Raw genomic sequence first — 18698 nt, forward strand, 5'->3', positions numbered from 1 at the left:
TTTTCCCGCTATCCACTCATACTCCTCATTCCAAAGCTTTTCACTTCTTAATTCCTTCTTCTTTCCTTTCTATATTGCGGGGTAACCGTTACTATCGGGGCTAGAGTAGAAGATATAGATCTGAATTAAGAGTATTATTTTGAGATGAGTATTACCAGCCTATAAAAAAGGAGCTTACCTTTTGATAAGCCCCTTTAGATAGGAAATGAATGAAAATGTTTAATTTTTAGAAAGATCCGGAGTCGTTAGAGGTTGTTGGTCCCATCCACCACCTAGTGCTCTATATACGGCGACACTTGCTTTTAGCTGATTGACTTTCTTTTCAACCAGTTCAAATCTGGATTCCAGTGCATCGCGCTGAGTCAGCAGAACTTCCATGTAATCAGCACGGGCATATTTGAATAAATCATTGGAAATGTCAATGGACTTTGTTAATGCATTTACTTCCTTCGTTTTCGTATTCACACTGTTTTCAAGATTATGAATTTTGGATAACTGATTGGCTACTTCTATATAAGCTTCCAAAACGGTCTGTTCATAATGATAAACGGCCTGAATCTGTTTCGCGTTGGCATTGGCATAAGAAGCCTTGATCGCTCTTCTGTTAATCAGGGGAGCTGTAAGTTCTCCTGCAAGATTAAAAAGGAAAGACTGAGGCTTAATGATATAAGTTGGATTAAATGCCTGCAAGCCTAGTCCGGCTGAAAGATCAAGAGAAGGGTAGAACCTTGCTTTTGCCGATTTAACATCCAGTTTTGCAGCAGCCAGTTCGTATTCAGCCTGTTTAATATCCGGTCTGTTTTCCAATAATTCTGAAGGAATTCCCCATATACCGTTTGAGGTAACACAGTGTCAAAAGAATCCTGGTTTCTTTCCACGGGTTGCGGAAATCTTCCAACAAGATAATTGATTCTGTTTTCAGCTTCCACGATCTTTTGCTGAATATCATATTGCATACCCTGAGTTTTAAGAACCTGGGCTTCAAATCTCTGTACAGCCAATTCATTAGAACGAGCATTCTTTTTTAAATCCTTAATGATTTCCAGGGCGTCACTCTGGATTTTGATATTTTGATTTAAAATAATCAGCTCATTATCTAATGCCAGCAGCTCATAATAAGAGTCTGCAATCTCTGAAATCAAGTGGGTTACCATGAAGTTTTTTCCTTCAATACTCGCAAGATACCGTTGTGCCTGAGCTCTTGTAGCATTATGAAGTTTTCCCCAGATATCGGTTTCCCATTTCGCTTCCAGCGCCTACTCCGAAATCAAATAAAGGTTCAGGCATTTCTCTGCCCGGTTCTATTTCTGTGTTAGCTTCCATAGCTCCGATATTAGTGTAACGGCCTACTTTATCTACTCCGGTTCCGGCTTTTAAACCAACCGAAGGAAGATATTCGCCTTTACGGGCTCTGATTTCATTTTTAGAAATTTCAATTTCCTGGAGAACAATATTCAGTTCCTGATTATTCTGAAGCGCCTGATTGATCAGCCCCTGAAGTTTAGGATCACTGAAATATTCCTCCCATTTGAGTTTTCCGGTATTGATGGTGTCATTAGCTGTTGAACTGTATTTCTCAGGAACAGATTTATTTTCAGCACGTTGTTGTATTTCTATAGGTTTACAGGCAGTAAGACTTAATAAGAATACTGCCACGCCTGCGTATTGATATATTTTACTTTTATTCATAATGGATCATGTCTTCGCTTAATGGAGATTCATCTTCGTCTTTAATCATTTTTTTACCGTCAGACCACTTGGCAAATATGTAGTACAGTCCCGGAATTACAATAACTCCAAATAAGGTTCCTATCAACATTCCTCCCAATGAGGATGCCCCAATGGTGTGGTTTCCAATCGCTCCTGCACCTCTCGCAAATACGAGCGGAACCAAACCTGCTATAAATGCAAATGAAGTCATCAAGATAGGTCTGAAACGGGCTTTAGAGCCTTCGACCGCTGCTTCAAGAATCGAATCTCCGGCCTGGCGCCTTTTCACGGCAAATTCTACAATAAGTACTGCATTTTTACCGAGTAATCCGATAATCATAATCAGTCCTACCTGAGCATAGATGTCATTTTCCAGTCCCATTAATTTTAATAGTAAGAAGGACCCGAATACCCCTACAGGTAAAGAACAAAGTACTGCAAACGGAATAAGGAAACTTTCATATTGTGCTGCGAGTACAAGATATACGAATACAAGGACAACAAGGAAAACATAAATAGCTTCGTTACCGCGTTGTGCTTCATCATAAGATAATCCTTCCCAGGCTACTTTATATCCGTGAGGAAGAGATTTAGCAGCTGTTTCATTAATGGCCTGAATAGCATCTGCTGTAGTATATCCCGGTGCAGGAAGACCACGAACTGCAGCAGAATTATACATGTTATAACGGGTGATCTCGTTAGGACCTTGAGTCTTTTTCATCGTCATAAATGCGGAATAAGGAACCATTTCATCACGGTCATTTTTTACATATAGATTCATGATGTCTGTCGGAAGCCTTCTGAACTCCGGGGAAGACTGTACATACACTTTGAAAAACTGCCCGAAACGAATAAAGCCCTGCTCATAGGTACTACCAATTAGAATGTTGAGGTTTTCCATGGCTTTTCCAATAGAAACTCCTTTCTGCATCGCAGCATTATTATCAAATACCAGTTCATATTGAGGATAATTGGCGGCAAAGAATGTGAACACTCCTGTAAGTTCTTTACGCTTTTTCAGCTGGGTGATAAAGTCTTTGTTTACCTTATCGAAATCCTGATAATTGGTAGTTCTGTTAAGGTCAAGCAATCTCATAGAGAATCCTCCGGAAGAACCAAATCCGGGAACAGCAGGTGGTTCAAAGAATTCAATAGTAGCTCCAAGATCTTTTGATTTATTTTCCAGTTCTTCCATGACTTCCTTTACAGAATGCTTACGGTCATTCCAGCTTTTAAGGTTGATCAGACAGGTTCCTGCGTTAGAACCGCGTCCTTCTGTCATAATTTCATATCCAGCCAGAGAAGATACCGATTCTACACCATCTACTCCCATTGCGATCTTTTGCAAAGCTCTGGAAATTTTATTGGTTTGTTCCAATGTAGATCCCGGAGGAGTCTGAATAATGGCATAGATAGTTCCCTGGTCTTCATTAGGAATGAAGCCTCCGGGAAGTACTTTATTAATTACAAAAATTCCAGCACAAAAGGCAGCAAGGATTCCCCATGTTACTACTTTTCTGTTGACAATCTTTCTAAGAAATGAGGCATATTTTCCAGTGACTTTATCAAATCCATTGTTAAATGCATCTAAAGATTTCGTGAAAATATTCGATTTTTTAGGTTTTCCATGATTGTTTTTCAGTAACATCGCAGCCAAGACAGGCGTTAAGGTAAGAGCAACAACAGCCGAAATAACAATAGCACTTGCCATCGTAATGGAAAACTGACGGTAGAATGTTCCCACCGGACCTGTCATAAATGAAATCGGAATAAATACCGCTACCATTACGGCAGTGATGGCAATAATAGCTCCTGCAATTTCACCCATTACTTCTTTCACTGCTTTATAAGGAGAAATATTGCTTTCCTCCATCTTGGCGTGAACGGCTTCAATAACAACAATCGCATTATCAACCACAATTCCGATCGCCAATACCAGGGCAAACAGGGTAACAAGGTTGATGGTTAATCCAAAAAGCTGAATGACAAAGAAAGTACCAATCAAAGAAACCGGAACAGCAATAATAGGGATCAGGGTAGAACGCCAGTCACCAAGAAAAATGAAAACTACAATGGCTACAAGAATAAATGCATCTCTCAATGTATGTATTACCTGCTCAATGGAAGCATCAAGAAACTGCGAAACGTCATAACTGATTTTATAATCTACACCAGGAGGGAAGTTCCCTTTCATTTCGGCAAGCTTAGCTTTCACATCTTTGATCACATCATTGGCATTACTTCCATAATTTTGTTTTAAAACGATAGAAGCAGATGGATGTCCGTCAAGATTGGAATAAATATCAAAAAATTCACTGCCCAATTCTATTTTGGCGACGTCTTTTAATTTAACATTTTCCCCTTCAGCATTGGAACGAATGATAATATTTTCATATTCTTCAGGCTTGTTGTATTGTCCTTTGTAGGTCAATACATATTCCAGAGACTGTGCCGCAATACCGGAACTCTGGCCGATTCTTCCCGGCCGGCCGATAATACTTTGCTCACTAATGGCTTTCATGACTTCATCTACAGAAATATCATAAGCCCTCATACGGTCAGGATTCAGCCAGATACGCATCGCATATCTTCGGCTTCCCAGGATCTGAGATCTTGCAATACCATGAATACGGTTGATTTCCGGAATAATATTAACCATGGAATAATTGTAAAGGAATTTTTCATCCATACTTTTATTCGTACTGTAAAGATTAACATACATCAGCATACTTGGCTGTATGGGGTTTACTACAACCCCTTCTTTTTGTACCAGTTCCGGTAATAAAGGCATTACCTGGTCAACTCTTGTTTTTACAAGAACTACAGCCTCATTCGGGTCTGTTCCGGGATCAAAGACCACGTTCACAGTAGCTTCTCCGGCACTGGTAGCATCTGTAGTGATGTAACGCATTCCTTGGACTCCGTTAATGGCATTTTCAATGGTAATCAGGGAAGATTTTACCAATACATCTGCGCTGGCTCCAGGGTATGCAATAGAAACGGCAACTGTTGTGGGTGCAATTTTTGGAAACTGTTCTGTAGGAAGCTGCTTCATCGCAAGCCCTCCTATAAACAGGATGACAACCGAGATCACAATAGCGAAAACCGGTCGGTGTATTACTTTTTTAAACATAATGCTGCTATTAGGTTACTCTGCATACAGATCGAGGTTCGACATCACTTTCTCAGGCTTTTGGTATTTTGAACTGATCTTTTGGTTTTCCTGAACCATTCGAAGACCATCCAGAAGGATTCTCTCATCCTTTCCAAGCCCTGAAGCTACTACATAGATATGCGGTAATTCAGCAGCAATTTTTATTTCTCTTGCTTTTACTTTGTTGTCTTTGGTAATCACATAGACATATTTCTTTTCCAGTTCTTCGAAGGTTGCCTTTTGAGGAATCATCATGGCATTGGCATAAGGTGAAGTAATCACAATATTCCCGGTTTCACCATATCGTAATAATCCTTTTGGATTAAGGAATGTAGCTCTGTAGGCGATATTCCCGGTCTCATTATTAAAATCAGATTCTATAGTTTCTACGATACCATCTTGTGTAAACTCTTTTCCGTTGGCCATCATCAGACGAACATGGAGCGGATCATTATCTTTTCTGTTGCTCATGTGGTTCAGGTATTCCGCTTCCGGAACATTGAAATAAACCCACATTTTACTGTTATCAGAAAGTTCGGTTACAAGTTCACCATCACCTACAAGACTTCCTTTTCGAACATGCAATTTTCCTATAATCCCGGAAAAAGGAGCCCGGATCTCCGTGAATCTCAAATGCGTATTCATAGAAGACAGTTCAGCCTGAGCTTTTTCATATTTAGCTTTAGCCATTGCCATTTCCTGAGGGGCAACAATGTTTTTATCAGAAAGATTTTTAGTGTTCTGATATTCAATTTCTGCATATTTGGATTCCGCTTTAGCGCGGTTAACATCAGATTCATAAAGGTTAGGCATAATTTTGAACAGCAATTGTCCCTTTTGAACAAACTGTCCTTCATCTACATAAATAGCCTGAATATATCCTTTTTCCTGAGCACGCAGCTCAATATGATTAATGGAACGGATCTGGGCTACATAATCTTTATGTACGAGAGTATCTTTTACAAGAGGGCTTGTTACGTTGAATGATGCAGTTTCTGTCTTTTCCTTTTTTTCGGATTGACAGCCTACAAACAGGAGAATAAGGCACAAGTTGATATACATGAGACTTTTCTTGACCATGATAATATTGTTTTATAATAATTTATAATTGAAAAATAAGGGGCCTTACTTTCAAAAGCATGTCATGAAAGCAGGTAAGGTTTTCGAAAAAAAAATATTAAAAAATCACAGTCTGATGACCCTGTACTGAATATACAGATCATCATGTAATGGTATTAAAGACTCAGATAGAGCCAGTGAAACAGCGATTTGTTTATCGTGAAATGTAGTGACGAAGTCTGATATCAGATGCCAGAATCCATCTTTGAAAAGAGCAAGAAGTTCAGAAGAGTCCGAATGGTCTACGTTATCATCATTTTCCGAATCATTTTCCGAAAGATTTGCTCTGATTTTGTTGTAACGGGGATGGCTGGTGTTATAAGTGTCGTTGGCCTCATGAGTTTTTATAAAGTCAAAAGACTCCTGAATTTTTTTTGTCTGTTGAGTCAGAACATCAGTGGTAAAATGAAAATCAGATGGAGTATCAGTAGAAATATACTGTTGAAGCTGTCCATAGTACCAACCCAGAACGGTGAGTAACGCAAACAACAAGCTGTATAAATTTTGATAAAATCTTTTCTGCATCCCAGTGACAAAGGTAATTAAACTTCAAAATCAGAGCAAACCATAAAGATTAAAAAAGTGTTAAAAAAGTATCATTTTTACAGATAAGTCTTCATTTAGATAAAAATAAATAGAAGCGATGTCCAATCTGTTGTAGTACTTTGAGCTTTACACTAATAAAAAAGATAAAATGAATATTATTTTAATAAGTTTCTTTGGAAATGTGGAAAAGCATTTGTTAGACAACTGATGATGAGGAAATATTCAGTAATCGTTATTACTTTAATCAGGACAACTTTTCAATCACTAATCTTGTGTTTTTTGATTTGAAGTTCTTTTATCAGAAAAATTAATTATATTTTTGATTACTGTATTGATAAAGTCTTTTTTGTCAGTAGCAGGTTACTATTATTATGAGAAAATACCTTACCTATATTTTAATGTTGGGATTTCCTCTGTTGGGAGCCCAAACTAAAGTGGCTGAAAAAGCTGCTTACCAGGAGAATTGGACATTGCTGGATAAAGAAAATGCAGCTATGGCCTTTGATGCGGATGTAAAGTTATCTGATGCGGAGATCACTTTGGATAAAAAACTATTCCAGATCAGGAAGCAATTCCTTAAGGAAACAGAAAAGCAGCATATTCCTCTATATAACCGTTCTTTTAATGAAATTAAACCACTGATAGAATCCAGTAAGCTGTTTAAGGTGATACAGACAATGCCGAAAGGAGGGCTGCTGCATACCCACAGCGGTGGTCTAGCCAATGCTGAATGGCTGGTAGCTACAGCGAGAAAATATAAAGAATGCTATGTATATGATCAAAAAGATAATGATAAATTTATTCTCGGGCAGCTGGGTTTCTTTGAAAACGGAAAAGTTCCTACAGGATTTGTCAACCTTGATCAAAAGCTGAAATCAGATCCTGGCTTTGAAAAAGAACTGCATGAGCTTCTGCTTTTAAAACGGGATAACCTTTGTTCTTATACAGATTATTGGATTGAGTTTGAAAAACGTTTCCAGCGTATTAATCTGCTGCTGCCTTACCGCCCTTTCTTTAAAGAATATTATTTGAAAGGCTTTCAGGATTTGACTAAAGATAAAGTGCAGCATGTGGAGATCAGATATGTATTCGATGAATTGTATGATTTTCAGCATGGGAAATATCCCTTAGAAAAGTCGATTACAGATTTGCAGGATATTGTACAGCAAATGCGAAAATCAGATCCTCAGTTTAGTCTGAAACTCATTTATTCAAGCTTTAAATTCTTAGATTCTGATAGCATTGAAAAACAATTGGAGATTGCTTTCAAATTAAAGAAGCAATTCCCGGATATGATCTCAGGTTTTGATCTTGTTGCGGATGAAGCGGCAGGAAACAGCATTAATTCTTTCCAGAAAAACTGGATAAAACTCAATGAAATCACAAAAAAAACCGGAATAGAAATGCCTCTGTTTCTTCATGCGGGAGAAAGTAATTCTGTTTTCAATAAAAACGTGCTGGATATTACCTTATTGAATAACCAGAGAATCGGGCATGGTCTTAATCTGATCTATTTTCCAAAATCAATGGAACTGATTAAAAAACAGAATAAGCTGGTAGAAGTAAGCCCTATCAGTAACCAAATCTTAGGGTATGTAAGTGATTTGAGAAATCATCCTGCAAGAGTACTATTGAGCAACGGAGTACAATGTTCTATCAATAGCGATGATCCTGCTGTATATGGTTATGAAGGCCTAAGCTATGACTTTTGGGTAGCTTATGTAAATTGGGAATTAGATGTAAAAGCTTTGAAAAAATTGGTTTTCAATTCTATTAATTATTCTTCCCTGAATAAAGATGAGAAAAAGCAAGCTGTAGAATCCCTGAATACACAATGGAATGATTTTGTTCAGAAAGCGAATCAGGAGTTGAATTAATAAGCAGTTTTTTAAATAGAGCATGAGGCTATCTCTTTTGAGACAGCCTCTTTTTGTCTTTTATCAAGTCCATTGCTGTAAATGAACAACCTCCGCCTGTCTGGGAAATACTTTATTCATCAAAACCTGATGAACTTCCAGATCGCCATCTGTACAACAATCTTCTATGACCGTTAGCTTATAATCTTTGTCAGCAGCTTCTCTTAAAGTGGAGAGGACCACACCGCTGGTTGATATTCCTGCCAGTACCAGATGTTCTATATCATGACTTCTGAGCACAACTTCCAGGTCACTTCCCATAAAAGCACTGAATCGTTTTTTAGTGATGACAATATCTTGTTCCTGAGGAGCAAGGTCAGGATGAATAGTCATCCATTCCTGCATATTAATGTTAGCCATATGCTGTTTTATTGCTGAGAAAGCTTTGTTGTTTTTACTTACTTCAGGCATTCCCTGTCGGAATCCTACAACGATATAGATGACCGGAATTTGGTTTTCACGTGCAGTTTTAATCGCCTGTGCCATATTGGTAATCAATAGTGTTGCATCAGGCAGTGAACCTAGAATTGATGACTGCATGTCCATAACCAATAATGCTTTTTTTGTTTTTTCCATTTTTATAATATTATGTTTTATTGATGAATAGTTCTTCAGATTCCTCCAGAAGCCGTTGATTTGGTGGGCTGTTTTTCTTTTTTTAATTAAAATATTTCGAAAGGCAAAAGCGATAATCAGTCCCGCAATTCCTTCGAAAAGTAGTGTTTTGGGAGCTCCTATTTTTTCAGAAATAATTCCAATCAGCAGGCTTCCTAGCGGCATCATTCCAAATATCGCAGTCAGCAAAATACTGATCGCCCTGGAACGCATTTCAGGAGCTGCCTCAGACTGTACAATGATATTACAGGTCGTAAACTGAGCAACACCACCAAAACCGGTAACCGCTGCAAAGAACATTGAAAGCATGAAATTGGTGGTGTATGAGAAGCAAATAAGTCCAACACTTAAGACAATCGTACTTCCAATTAATATTTTTCTCATTGAAACGGTTTCCTTTAAAGAAGCTAGAATAATGGTTCCCAATACCGCTCCTGCACCAATGAAGCTCGATATATAACCGAACGTTTGTGCATCCCCTTTGAAAATTTCTTTGGCATATACGGGAATAAGCGTATCATAAGGAAGAATAAATAATCCTGTAATGCTGAGCATGATGATAATCCAGCCGATAGAAGATTCTTTCTTTATATAGATAAAACCTTCTGCAAGTTCTTTAAGTACACCTTGCTTTGTTTTATTGGAGTTATATGTCGTCTTCGAAATTTTCATCATAGAAATAGAAATCATGACGGCTGCAAAGCTTGCTGCATTTAAAATAAAACAAACTCCGGCTCCGAACTGATTTAGAATAATCCCTGATAAGGCTGGTCCAAGTAGTTTCGCAAGACTCGCCATTGCAGCCGTTAAGGAAAGAGCACTTTGCAGATCTGCCGGATCATGTACCACTTCATTAATCAAAGATTGTCTTGCAGGGACATCATAAGCGTTGATAATTCCGAGTAAGACGCTTAATCCTAAAATGGGCCATACGTTATGATGGCCTGTCATCACCAAAACAGCCAATAAAACCGATTGTATCAAGGAAGCAATCTGGGTGATCTGAATGATTTTATATCGGTTGTGACGGTCTGCGGCTACGCCTCCAAGAGCAGAAAATAGAAAGGAAGGGAACTGTTCTGCGAAAATAGTCAGCCCCAGCATAAATGCAGAATGGGTCATACTGTAAATCACCCAAACCACCGCTGTACGCTGCATCCATGTACCAAATTGTGAGACAGAACGTCCAAAAAAATACAAAGTATAATTATTACTCTGAAAAGCTCTGAACGTACTGATATTACTTAGTTTCTTCATATTTAAAATAAACTATTTGACATATATTGTGAAAATGTCAAAATTGAGATAAAAAATTTTATGCGAGCCATTTAACAGTCATAGAAGTCAGAACTTCTACGGTTGCATTTAATCCGTCAAAACTATTTTTGAAAAGCATTTCACGTTTAACTCCTCGAATACTGCTCTGTAAAATAAAAATAATAGTATCCAGTTCCTCTGATGTTAAAGGACGGATTTCTTTTGTATGAATACTTTGTGAAATGGCTTTTTCAAGAATAATCTTTTCTCCAGCCATCAAATGTTGGTGTACAACTTCCATGACCTGAGAGTGTCTTGATTTTTCTTCAGCATTCATTCCAGCTTCTACAGCCGTAAAGAAAGGAGTCTTGCTTTCAGACGTTTTAATCTTTGTCAGACAGAATGCCCTTATTTTTTCTTCCAATGTCTCCTGTTGATCCACTGCATTTCCGATTTCGAAAATGACTTCTTTTACTAAAGAATTCAAGACAGCCTGGAAGACTTCTTCACGGTTTTTATAATAATAATAAATAGAAGTTCTGCTTTTTCCGATGGCCTTGGAAATATCATCCATCGTTACTTTTTTGAAACCATACTTCAGGTAAAGTTCAGAGGCAGCTGTAAGTATCTGTTCTGAAAGTTGATCCTGTTCATTTTGTATGGATGAAAACATAAGTTTCGATTTTGCGATGACAAATTTAAAATATTTCTGACAAAAAAACAAATTTTGTCAAAATGTATAACCCAATTGAAAACCAGAGAAATATTCAAAACAGAGATTCTGTTACAACTTACCTTAATTGAGATACTCAGATCTTATATGCTTTTCTGAACTTTGTCCTACCAAAATAACAAAAGATAATATTAACCGGAAAAAGTACAGCAATATGCAAACAATATTAGGAGCCAACGGACAGATTGGCGAAGAGTTGGCAAGAGAATTAAAAAGAAATTATACCTCAGATATTCGTATTGTCAGCAGAAATGCCCAAAAAGTAAATGATACTGATGAGGTATTCTCAGCAGATTTATCTATTCGAGAGAAGGCTATTGAAGCGGTAAAAGGAAGTGAAATTGCTTATTTTACATTAGGGCTTCCGATAAGCTCAGATCTTTGGGAAGAACAATTTCCACTGATCCTTCAAAATGTAATTGATGCCTGCAAAATCAATGGAACAAAGTTGGTGTTCTTCGACAACACGTATATGTATCCTCAGGATGGTCGTGTTTTGACTGAAAATACAGTATTTGATCCAGTGGGAAGAAAAGGAAGGGTAAGAAGGAAAATGGCTGAAATGGTATTGAGAGAAATAGAGTCCGGTGAGCTGGAAGCCGTAATCTGCCGGGCTCCTGAATTTTATGGTCCTGGGAAAACACAGAGTATTACAAATACGTTGGTTTTTAATAATATCAAAGAAGGGAAAAAGCTGAAAGTTCCATTAAGTACAAGCAAGAAAAGAAGTCTGATCTGGACTCCGGATGCGAGCCGTGCAACAGCTTTAATTGGCAATACACCTGATGCATTCGGTCAAACCTGGCATCTTCCGGTGGATAAAAGTCATCCAACATATAAAGAGTTTATCAGAATTGCTTCCGGAATTTATAGGAAAGATCTGAACTATTCTGCAATACCCAATTTTGTATTTAAGATAGGTGCTTTATTCAACCAAAAAGTAAAGGAATTATTGGAGTTACTTCCAAGATATGAACATGACAATATCTTTGATGATTCAAAGTTCAGAAATCGATTTCCTGAATTTCAGGTGACCACTTATAAACAAGGGATCAGCCAGATTAAGAGTGAACAGCTTTCTGGGAAATAATAAAATTGTAACTTAGTATAACTTATCTTTTTAAACCACATAGAACATAGAAAATGCTGAAATATTTAGTATACCAAAAGTGTTTTATAAAACTTTTAATTCTCTATAAAGCCCTTTAGCCTCACAAGTTAAAGACTATGGTTTTTTCTCCTATACTGCTAATGAGGCACTGTTTCTTTCCGGAAAAGAAGAAAAATCTATTTTAGATATTATAGAAAATATAGAACAGGAAATTGCTGCCAATATGGATTCTTTCATACAGGATCTGTTGGTATCAAACCTGGATCTGCTGTTGAAATATTGTGATCGTTTTTATAACCGTCAGTTCTTAACCCGTAAAAAAGTGAATAACGATCTGCTTTCAAAGCTGGAAACATTGTTGGATGAATGTTTTAAAGATGAACAATTGATTGAAAACGGCATTCCTACCGTTCATTTTGTGGCTGAAAAACTGAATCTGAGTGCCAATTATCTTAGTGATATGCTTCGTGTACAGACAGGTAAGACCACTCAACAGCATATTCAGACCCGTTTAATTGAAAAAGCTAAAGAACTGGTGTCTACTACAGAACTGTCCGTTTCAGAAATCGCTTATCAATTAGGATTTGAGCATCCACAGTCTTTTCACCGTTTGTTTAAAAACCTAACTACTTTTTCACCGTTGGAGTTTAGGGCTTCTTTTAACTAAATTATTTGAACCACAAAAGTCACAAAAGCTTTAATTTTAAACGCTTTATTTCACTTAAGAGAATGATAATAATGCTGTATAAAAGTACACTTTAGAAGAAAAAAATGATTTTCAAAAGCTTAAGTGTACTTTATATAGGTGGAGATTTGGGTTTTAAATAATTTTAGCATTTAAAACTTTTGTGTCTAATCATTATTACTTCCCTGTAAATTCAGGATTTCTTTTTTCTATAAATGCACTTATGCCTTCGTTATGGTCTTGGGTATTAAATAATTCTCCAAATAAGGCGGCTTCTTGTTTAAGCCCGTCCGCAATATGAAGCTCAGAGCCTGTATTTAATGATTGTTTTGCTTTTGCTATAGCTATTGGTCCTCTTAAGGCAATGGTTTCTGCCAGTTTTTGAGTTTCATTCAATAGGTCTTCAGGAGCAATAACACGATTGACAAAACCAAATTCTTTACAGGCAGCTGCTGAATAAAATTCGCCTGAGAAAACCATTTCTCTTGCTTTGTACAGTCCAATTGCTCTTGGGAGACGCTGTGTTCCGCCAAAACAAGGTAATAAGCCTAAAGTAACTTCCGGCAGTCCGAATTTAGCTTTCTCACTGGCCAGAATAATGTCGCAGGATAATGCCAGCTCACAGCCGCCGCCTAATGCAAAACCGTTCACTGCTCCAATAACCGCAAATGGTAGTTCTTCAATGGCGTTAAATGCGGTTTGTGCCATGATGGAAAAGGCTTCAGCTTCCTGAGGAGTCATTCCCTGCATGGCTTTGATATCTGCACCGGCAACAAAAGCTTTTTCTCCGGAGCCTGTGATGATCAGAACGCGAATGTTTGGGATGGTTTTTATCTGATCGGCAAATATTTTTAGTTCTTTTAAAACAACTTCATTCAACGCATTTAAGGCTTGTGGACGGTTAATAGTCAGTGTTCCGATAAGTCCGTGTTGTTCGTATAATAGGGTTTCAAAATTCATTGTATCTGGTTTTAATTGATGGGATGATTGGGATAAAGTGACGCTAGTTACTGTTGCCTACGTTTAATTTCCCATTTAAAAATTGAATAATGCTTGAAAAATCTATAGCTCCATTTCCGGATTCACTCCACATTCTATATAAATTTAAAGCGGCATTTCCCAGTGGGGTAGAGGTTTTGGTTTCCAATCCTGCTTCCGCTGCCAGTCCCAGGTCTTTGGTCATCAGATCTACAGCAAATCCTCCTGAATATTCTCTGGATGCGGGAGCGTTCTCCATTACACCCGGATAGGGATTATAGACTTCTAAAGACCAGTTTTTACCGGAACTTTTCTGCATAATTTCACTTAGTATTTTAGGATCTAATCCATGTCGGATGCCTAAATTAATGGCTTCGGAAGTTCCGATCATATGAATAGCCAATAACATATTATTACAGATCTTTGCCACTTGGCCAGCTCCGGAATCTCCTGCATGGAATATATTTTGTCCCATACATTTTAAAATAGGTCTTGCTTTTTCGTAGTCTTCGGTTTTACCACCTACGATAAACGTTAATGTTCCGGCTTTTGCTCCGGCTGTGCCTCCGGAAACCGGAGCATCTATCATTTTACAGCCTTTAGATCCAGCAAGTTTAGCTACGGAACGGGCTGTTACAGCATCTATGGTGCTGCTGTCAATCAATAACGTATTAGGCTGTAAGCTGTTGACAAATTCTTCAGAGTACAATTCGGAAACGTGTTTCCCGGAAGGAAGCATCGTGATGACTACATCTGCATTTTTAACGGCTTCCAGAGCTGAACCGGAAGTTTGTCCGCCTGCTGAAACCAAAGCTTCTAAAGCCGTATTCGAAAGATCAAATCCGGTTACAGAATGACCGTTTTTCACTAAGTTTGCGGCCATAGGTCCGCCCATATTTCCTAATCCTATGAATGCTATATTGGACATAATTATTTCTTTGAGGGTTAAAAAATGATTTAATTTGAATTAAAAAAGAACGAGGTGATTTAAGATCCGATCATTACTTCTTTATTCACTTTCCATTCTCCGATGATCCATTCAAAATAAGAGTTTAGCCATTCCTGAGTGACCTCATCTAAGGTAGCAGGCTGCCATTTTGGAGACTGATCTTTATCTACTAATAATGCCCGTACTCCTTCTGTGAAATCGGGATGAATGCAACATTGGCAGGATAGATTCAGTTCAGACTGAAAAACTTCCTCCAAACTTAAATCCTTACCTTGTTTCAGTTGTCTGAAAATGAGGTGAGCTGAACTGGGAGAACCTGCTTCGAAACTTTTAATTCCAGCATTAATCCACTCATCTTTTTCATTAGAATTGATTAATATTTCTCTGAATTGATCCAATGTTTCAGCCTTTTCAAACTGTTTTACAAAGTCCTGATGCAAGGCTGCCTGTGATTCCGGAACAGAAACGTTTTTGGAAACATTTTTTACTATTTCAGAAACGGTTTTATGAGGGTTTTTATTCCAGTCAGCAAGTCCTAATCCGTTGAGGATGGTTGCTTTTGAAGAGGAAGGTACATAATAGTCTGCCAAACCTAAAAATTGGCAATCGGCTCCATCCAGTCTGGCTCCTGTTAATCCTAAATATAAACCATAAGCGGATGGCATTTTATTTAAAAACCAAGTTGCACCCACATCCGGATACAAACCAATTGTAATTTCCGGCATCGCGAGTTTACTTCTTTCCGTTACAATACGGTGTGAGGCGCCGACCATAATTCCGATTCCGCCTCCCATCACAATTCCGTGCCCCCAAACGATGATAGGTTTAGGATAGGTATGTATAGTATAATCTACCTGATATTCTTTTGAGAAGAAATCAAAACAATCCTGTGGTACCTGGGTAGGATCAATCGCTCTCTGTGCAATGATGGCATCATGTAATTGTCTTACATCTCCTCCTGCACACAGCGCTTTTTCACCTGCCCCCTGAATAAACAGGCAGGCTATTTCATCTGAATTTTTCCAGTCTTCCAAAACCGTTTTTAATTCTTCAATCATGGGTAATGACAAAGAATTGAGTGTTTTTTCAGAATTAAGCGTGATGATTCCGACTTTATTTTTTATTTCTGTAAGGAGTAAGCTCATTTTTTAATTATTTAAATTAACGAATCTGTAAAGTAGCTCCTTCTTCAAGTATCTTTCTTGAAATAACGAGCTTCATAATTTCATTAGTACCTTCTACTACCTGATGCACTCTGGCATCACGCATTAAACGTTCTACAGGAAAATCCTGGGTGCATCCGTATCCTCCCAATATCTGCAATGCTTCATTACAGATGTTAAAGCACATATCGGTAGCCAGCCGCTTAGCCATGGCGCAGTAAGTAGTGGCGTTGAGGTCTTTAGAATCAAGCTTAAATGCTGCCAGCTGAACCATTTGACGGGCAGCCACCAATTCCGTAGCCATATCTGCAATTTTAAACTGCAAAGACTGAAACTGAGCCAGTGATTTTCCAAACTGCTGTCTTTCATGCATATACTTTTGAGCCTGGTTGATGGCTCCCTGGGCAGCTCCTACGGAACAGGTTCCGATATTGATACGGCCGCCGTCCAATCCTTTCAGGGCAATTTTAAATCCTTCCCCTAAGGTACCTAAAAGATATTTATCATCCACTTCTACATGATCAAGAAATACAAAACGGGTAGGCTGGGTATTCCATCCCAGTTTTTTCTCTTTTTCACCAAAGCTGATTCCCTGAGTTTGAGCAGGGACTACAAAGGCACTGATTCCTTTGGCTCCGGAGTTTTCTGTACGCGCCATCACAATAAGAATATCACTTTCGCCAGCTCCTGAAATGAAAGCTTTTGTTCCATTAATGATATATTTATTTTCCTTTTTGATGGCCGTCGTTTTCAACCCTGCTGCATCTGATCCTGATCCCGGTTCCGTAAGGCAGTAAGAGCCAAGCAGTGCTCCGGAAGCCAGTTTTGAACAGAATTCTTTTCTGATCTCATCATTTCCAAATTCATCAATCATCCAGGAAACCATATTGTGTATGGTGATATAAGCAGTAGTGGAAGGGCAGGCAGCTGCCAATTCTTCAAATATAATAGCCGCATCAAGTCTAGATAATCCCAAACCGCCTGCATTTTCACTTGTATAAACTCCACAAAATCCCAATTCACCTGCTTTGGCTATGGCTTCTCTTGGGAATATTTTTTGAGCATCCCATTCCGAGGCATAGGGAGCGAGCTCTTTTTCAGCAAACTTTCTTGCGGCATCCTGAAATGCCAGTTGTTCATCACTTAGGTTAAATTCCATAGTCTTTAAGTTGAAAGTTGAGCATTAAGAATGGAAGGCTTTCCGTAAATATGAGTGAATATCCACTTTTTCAGCTTTCCATTTCAATTATTTTAAACTGATTGTCATATTTATATTCCCTCCGGGAACATCTTCTTCAAACCAACGGGCAGTAATGGTTTTGGTTTCGGTATAAAACTTTACCCCTTGTTTTCCATAAGAATGCAGATCTCCAAAGAAAGATTTTCTCCATCCTGTAAATGAGAAAAATGGTAATGGAACAGGAATCGGAAGGTTGATTCCAATCTGTCCTACCTCAATTTCGTGCTGGAATTTTCTGGCAGCCGCTCCCGAATTGGTAAAGATCGAAGTTCCGTTTCCATAAGGGTTGTTGTTGATGATCTGAATAGCTTTATCCAGCGTGTCTGCTTTTAATAAAAGTAAAGCAGGGCCAAAGATTTCTTCTTTGTAAATATCCATTTCCACAGATACATTACTGAAGAGAGTTGGACCTACAAAATATCCATTTTCATAGCCTTCTACGGTACAGTTACTTCCATCTAATAGTACTTCAGCACCTTGATCGTAGGCACTTTTGATTAACCTTAACACCTTCTCTTTAGACTGCTTATTAATTAAAGGGCCAAAAGCAGCAGATTCATCAGACCATACTCCAGGTTTGATAGTGCTTAAAGCTGTTTTGATCTCTTCTACCCAATGTTGAGCTTCTCCTACCAGCACCGCTACACTGATCGCCATACAGCGTTGACCGGCAGCTCCGCAAGAGGCACCGACTAAATTATTGATCACTTGTCCTTTGTTGGCATCCGGCATCACAACCATGTGGTTTTTTGCGCCTCCAAATGCCTGAACTCTTTTCAGGTTATCTGTTCCTGTACGGTAAACATGCTCTGCAACAGGTACCGAACCTACAAATGAAATGGCTTTGATTTCAGGATGATTCAGGATATGATTCACCTGATCTTTGGAGCCATGAACAATATTCAGGACTCCTTTTGGAAAACCGGCTTCTAAGAACAATTCTGCCATTTTCATGGAGGTCATCGGGGTTTGTTCAGAAGGTTTTAAGATAAAAGTATTTCCACAGGCAATCGCCATTGGGAACATCCATAAAGGAATCATCGCAGGGAAGTTGAAGGGAGTAATTCCCGCACAAACTCCAAGAGGTTGGATGTAGCTGTAGGTATCCACGCCACGGGCTACATTTTCTACGGTTTCTCCCATCATTAGGGTTGGAATATTGCAGGCATGTTCCACGACTTCAATACCGCGCCATACATCGCCCATAGCATCCGCAAAGGTTTTTCCGTTTTCTTTGGATAAAATTTCGGCGATTTCTTTTTGGTGCTCTTTTAAAAGGTGCTGGTATTTTAAAAATAACCTTGCTCTTTCAGGAGTGGCAACCTCTTTCCAGCTTTTGAAAGCTTCTGTAGCCGCTTCAATAGCCTGATCGATTTCTGATACTAATGTTAAAGGTACTTCAGCAAGAATTTCTTGGGAAGCAGGATTTTCTACAGGAAGGTATTCTTGAGTTTTACTTTCAATAAACGCTCCATTGATTACTATTTTTACTTTTTGTGACATCGTTTTATAAGTTGAAAAG

12 protein-coding genes and 2 pseudogenes are annotated in these 18698 nt (G+C 38.4%); 3 read left to right on the forward strand and 11 right to left on the reverse strand.

Annotation, left to right across the window (positions count from 1 at the left end; genetic code table 11):
- Nucleotides 1-219: 219 nt before the first annotated feature.
- The 4 genes and pseudogenes from H5J24_RS26140 to H5J24_RS06110 all read right to left on the reverse strand — a co-directional run bounded on the left by H5J24_RS26140 (nt 220) and on the right by H5J24_RS06110 (nt 6472).
- Nucleotides 220-1689: pseudogene (locus tag H5J24_RS26140) on the reverse strand (TolC family protein).
- On the reverse strand, nt 1682-4843 hold the full coding sequence (locus H5J24_RS06100; protein ID WP_068943949.1) for an efflux RND transporter permease subunit: 3162 nt from the start codon (nt 4841-4843) through the stop codon (nt 1682-1684). The pseudogene H5J24_RS26140 and the gene H5J24_RS06100 overlap by 8 nt, the downstream one beginning before the upstream one ends.
- Before the next feature lie 15 nt (nt 4844-4858).
- Nucleotides 4859-5944 carry an efflux RND transporter periplasmic adaptor subunit gene (locus tag H5J24_RS06105; RefSeq protein ID WP_068943948.1) on the reverse strand — a complete coding sequence of 362 codons (1086 nt, stop codon included), beginning with the start codon at nt 5942-5944 and terminating at the stop codon, nt 4859-4861.
- A gap of 105 nt (nt 5945-6049) precedes the next feature.
- The gene (locus tag H5J24_RS06110) at nt 6050-6472 is read right to left on the reverse strand and encodes a hypothetical protein (protein ID WP_232816131.1); all 423 of its coding nucleotides are present in this window, start codon (nt 6470-6472) and stop codon (nt 6050-6052) included.
- Between the two features lie 428 nt (nt 6473-6900).
- On the opposite strand from H5J24_RS06110, the gene H5J24_RS06115 reads away from it, so the two are divergent.
- Nucleotides 6901-8406: an amidohydrolase family protein gene (locus tag H5J24_RS06115; RefSeq protein ID WP_228407651.1), complete on the forward strand. Its 1506-nt coding sequence runs from the start codon at nt 6901-6903 to the stop codon at nt 8404-8406.
- Nucleotides 8407-8469: 63 nt separating this feature from the next.
- On the opposite strand, the gene H5J24_RS06120 is transcribed toward H5J24_RS06115, so the two are convergent.
- The gene (locus tag H5J24_RS06120; protein WP_232816132.1) at nt 8470-10317 is read right to left on the reverse strand and encodes an isochorismatase family protein; all 1848 of its coding nucleotides are present in this window, start codon (nt 10315-10317) and stop codon (nt 8470-8472) included.
- 58 nt (nt 10318-10375) lie between these two features.
- On the reverse strand, nt 10376-10990 hold the full coding sequence (locus tag H5J24_RS06125; protein WP_068943943.1) for a TetR/AcrR family transcriptional regulator: 615 nt from the start codon (nt 10988-10990) through the stop codon (nt 10376-10378).
- Nucleotides 10991-11204: 214 nt separating this feature from the next.
- On the opposite strand from H5J24_RS06125, the gene H5J24_RS06130 reads away from it, so the two are divergent.
- Both H5J24_RS06130 and H5J24_RS06135 read left to right on the forward strand, forming a co-directional pair.
- Nucleotides 11205-12140 (forward strand): NAD-dependent epimerase/dehydratase family protein, encoded by a 936-nt coding sequence (locus H5J24_RS06130; protein WP_068943942.1) that lies wholly within the window; start codon nt 11205-11207, stop codon nt 12138-12140.
- 112 nt (nt 12141-12252) lie between these two features.
- Nucleotides 12253-12828 (forward strand): annotated as a pseudogene (locus H5J24_RS06135) (helix-turn-helix domain-containing protein); the annotation flags it as partial.
- Between the two features lie 195 nt (nt 12829-13023).
- On the opposite strand, the gene H5J24_RS06140 reads toward H5J24_RS06135, so the two are convergent.
- The 5 genes from H5J24_RS06140 to H5J24_RS06160 form a co-directional block, all read right to left on the reverse strand.
- Nucleotides 13024-13806, reverse strand: coding sequence for an enoyl-CoA hydratase/isomerase family protein (locus tag H5J24_RS06140; RefSeq protein ID WP_068943941.1), 783 nt, complete (start codon nt 13804-13806; stop codon nt 13024-13026).
- Nucleotides 13807-13849: 43 nt separating this feature from the next.
- Nucleotides 13850-14758 (reverse strand): 3-hydroxyisobutyrate dehydrogenase, encoded by a 909-nt coding sequence (gene mmsB, locus H5J24_RS06145; RefSeq protein WP_262495910.1) that lies wholly within the window; start codon nt 14756-14758, stop codon nt 13850-13852.
- A 53-nt stretch (nt 14759-14811) separates the two neighbouring features.
- Nucleotides 14812-15918 carry an enoyl-CoA hydratase/isomerase family protein gene (locus H5J24_RS06150; RefSeq protein WP_068943939.1) on the reverse strand — a complete coding sequence of 369 codons (1107 nt, stop codon included), beginning with the start codon at nt 15916-15918 and terminating at the stop codon, nt 14812-14814.
- A gap of 16 nt (nt 15919-15934) precedes the next feature.
- Nucleotides 15935-17095 (reverse strand): acyl-CoA dehydrogenase family protein, encoded by a 1161-nt coding sequence (locus H5J24_RS06155; RefSeq protein ID WP_068943938.1) that lies wholly within the window; start codon nt 17093-17095, stop codon nt 15935-15937.
- An 87-nt stretch (nt 17096-17182) separates the two neighbouring features.
- Complete coding sequence (locus tag H5J24_RS06160) at nt 17183-18679, reverse strand: CoA-acylating methylmalonate-semialdehyde dehydrogenase (RefSeq protein ID WP_068943937.1); 1497 nt, start codon at nt 18677-18679, stop codon at nt 17183-17185.
- Nucleotides 18680-18698: the final 19 nt, after the last annotated feature.

Source organism: Chryseobacterium capnotolerans (genome assembly GCF_021278965.1).
In the GTDB taxonomy this organism is placed as follows: domain Bacteria; phylum Bacteroidota; class Bacteroidia; order Flavobacteriales; family Weeksellaceae; genus Chryseobacterium; species Chryseobacterium capnotolerans.

Coding starts and splice junctions, on each gene's coding strand:
- H5J24_RS06125 (WP_068943943.1), bottom strand. CDS start 10,990: ATGTTTTCATCCATACAAAATGAACAGGATCAACTTTCAGAACAGATA.
- H5J24_RS06105 (WP_068943948.1), bottom strand. CDS start 5,944: ATGGTCAAGAAAAGTCTCATGTATATCAACTTGTGCCTTATTCTCCTG.
- H5J24_RS06160 (WP_068943937.1), bottom strand. CDS start 18,679: ATGTCACAAAAAGTAAAAATAGTAATCAATGGAGCGTTTATTGAAAGT.
- H5J24_RS06130 (WP_068943942.1), top strand. CDS start 11,205: ATGCAAACAATATTAGGAGCCAACGGACAGATTGGCGAAGAGTTGGCA.
- H5J24_RS06150 (WP_068943939.1), bottom strand. CDS start 15,918: ATGAGCTTACTCCTTACAGAAATAAAAAATAAAGTCGGAATCATCACG.
- H5J24_RS06120 (WP_232816132.1), bottom strand. CDS start 10,317: ATGAAGAAACTAAGTAATATCAGTACGTTCAGAGCTTTTCAGAGTAAT.
- H5J24_RS06115 (WP_228407651.1), top strand. CDS start 6,901: ATGAGAAAATACCTTACCTATATTTTAATGTTGGGATTTCCTCTGTTG.
- H5J24_RS06155 (WP_068943938.1), bottom strand. CDS start 17,095: ATGGAATTTAACCTAAGTGATGAACAACTGGCATTTCAGGATGCCGCA.
- H5J24_RS06140 (WP_068943941.1), bottom strand. CDS start 13,806: ATGAATTTTGAAACCCTATTATACGAACAACACGGACTTATCGGAACA.
- H5J24_RS06100 (WP_068943949.1), bottom strand. CDS start 4,843: ATGTTTAAAAAAGTAATACACCGACCGGTTTTCGCTATTGTGATCTCG.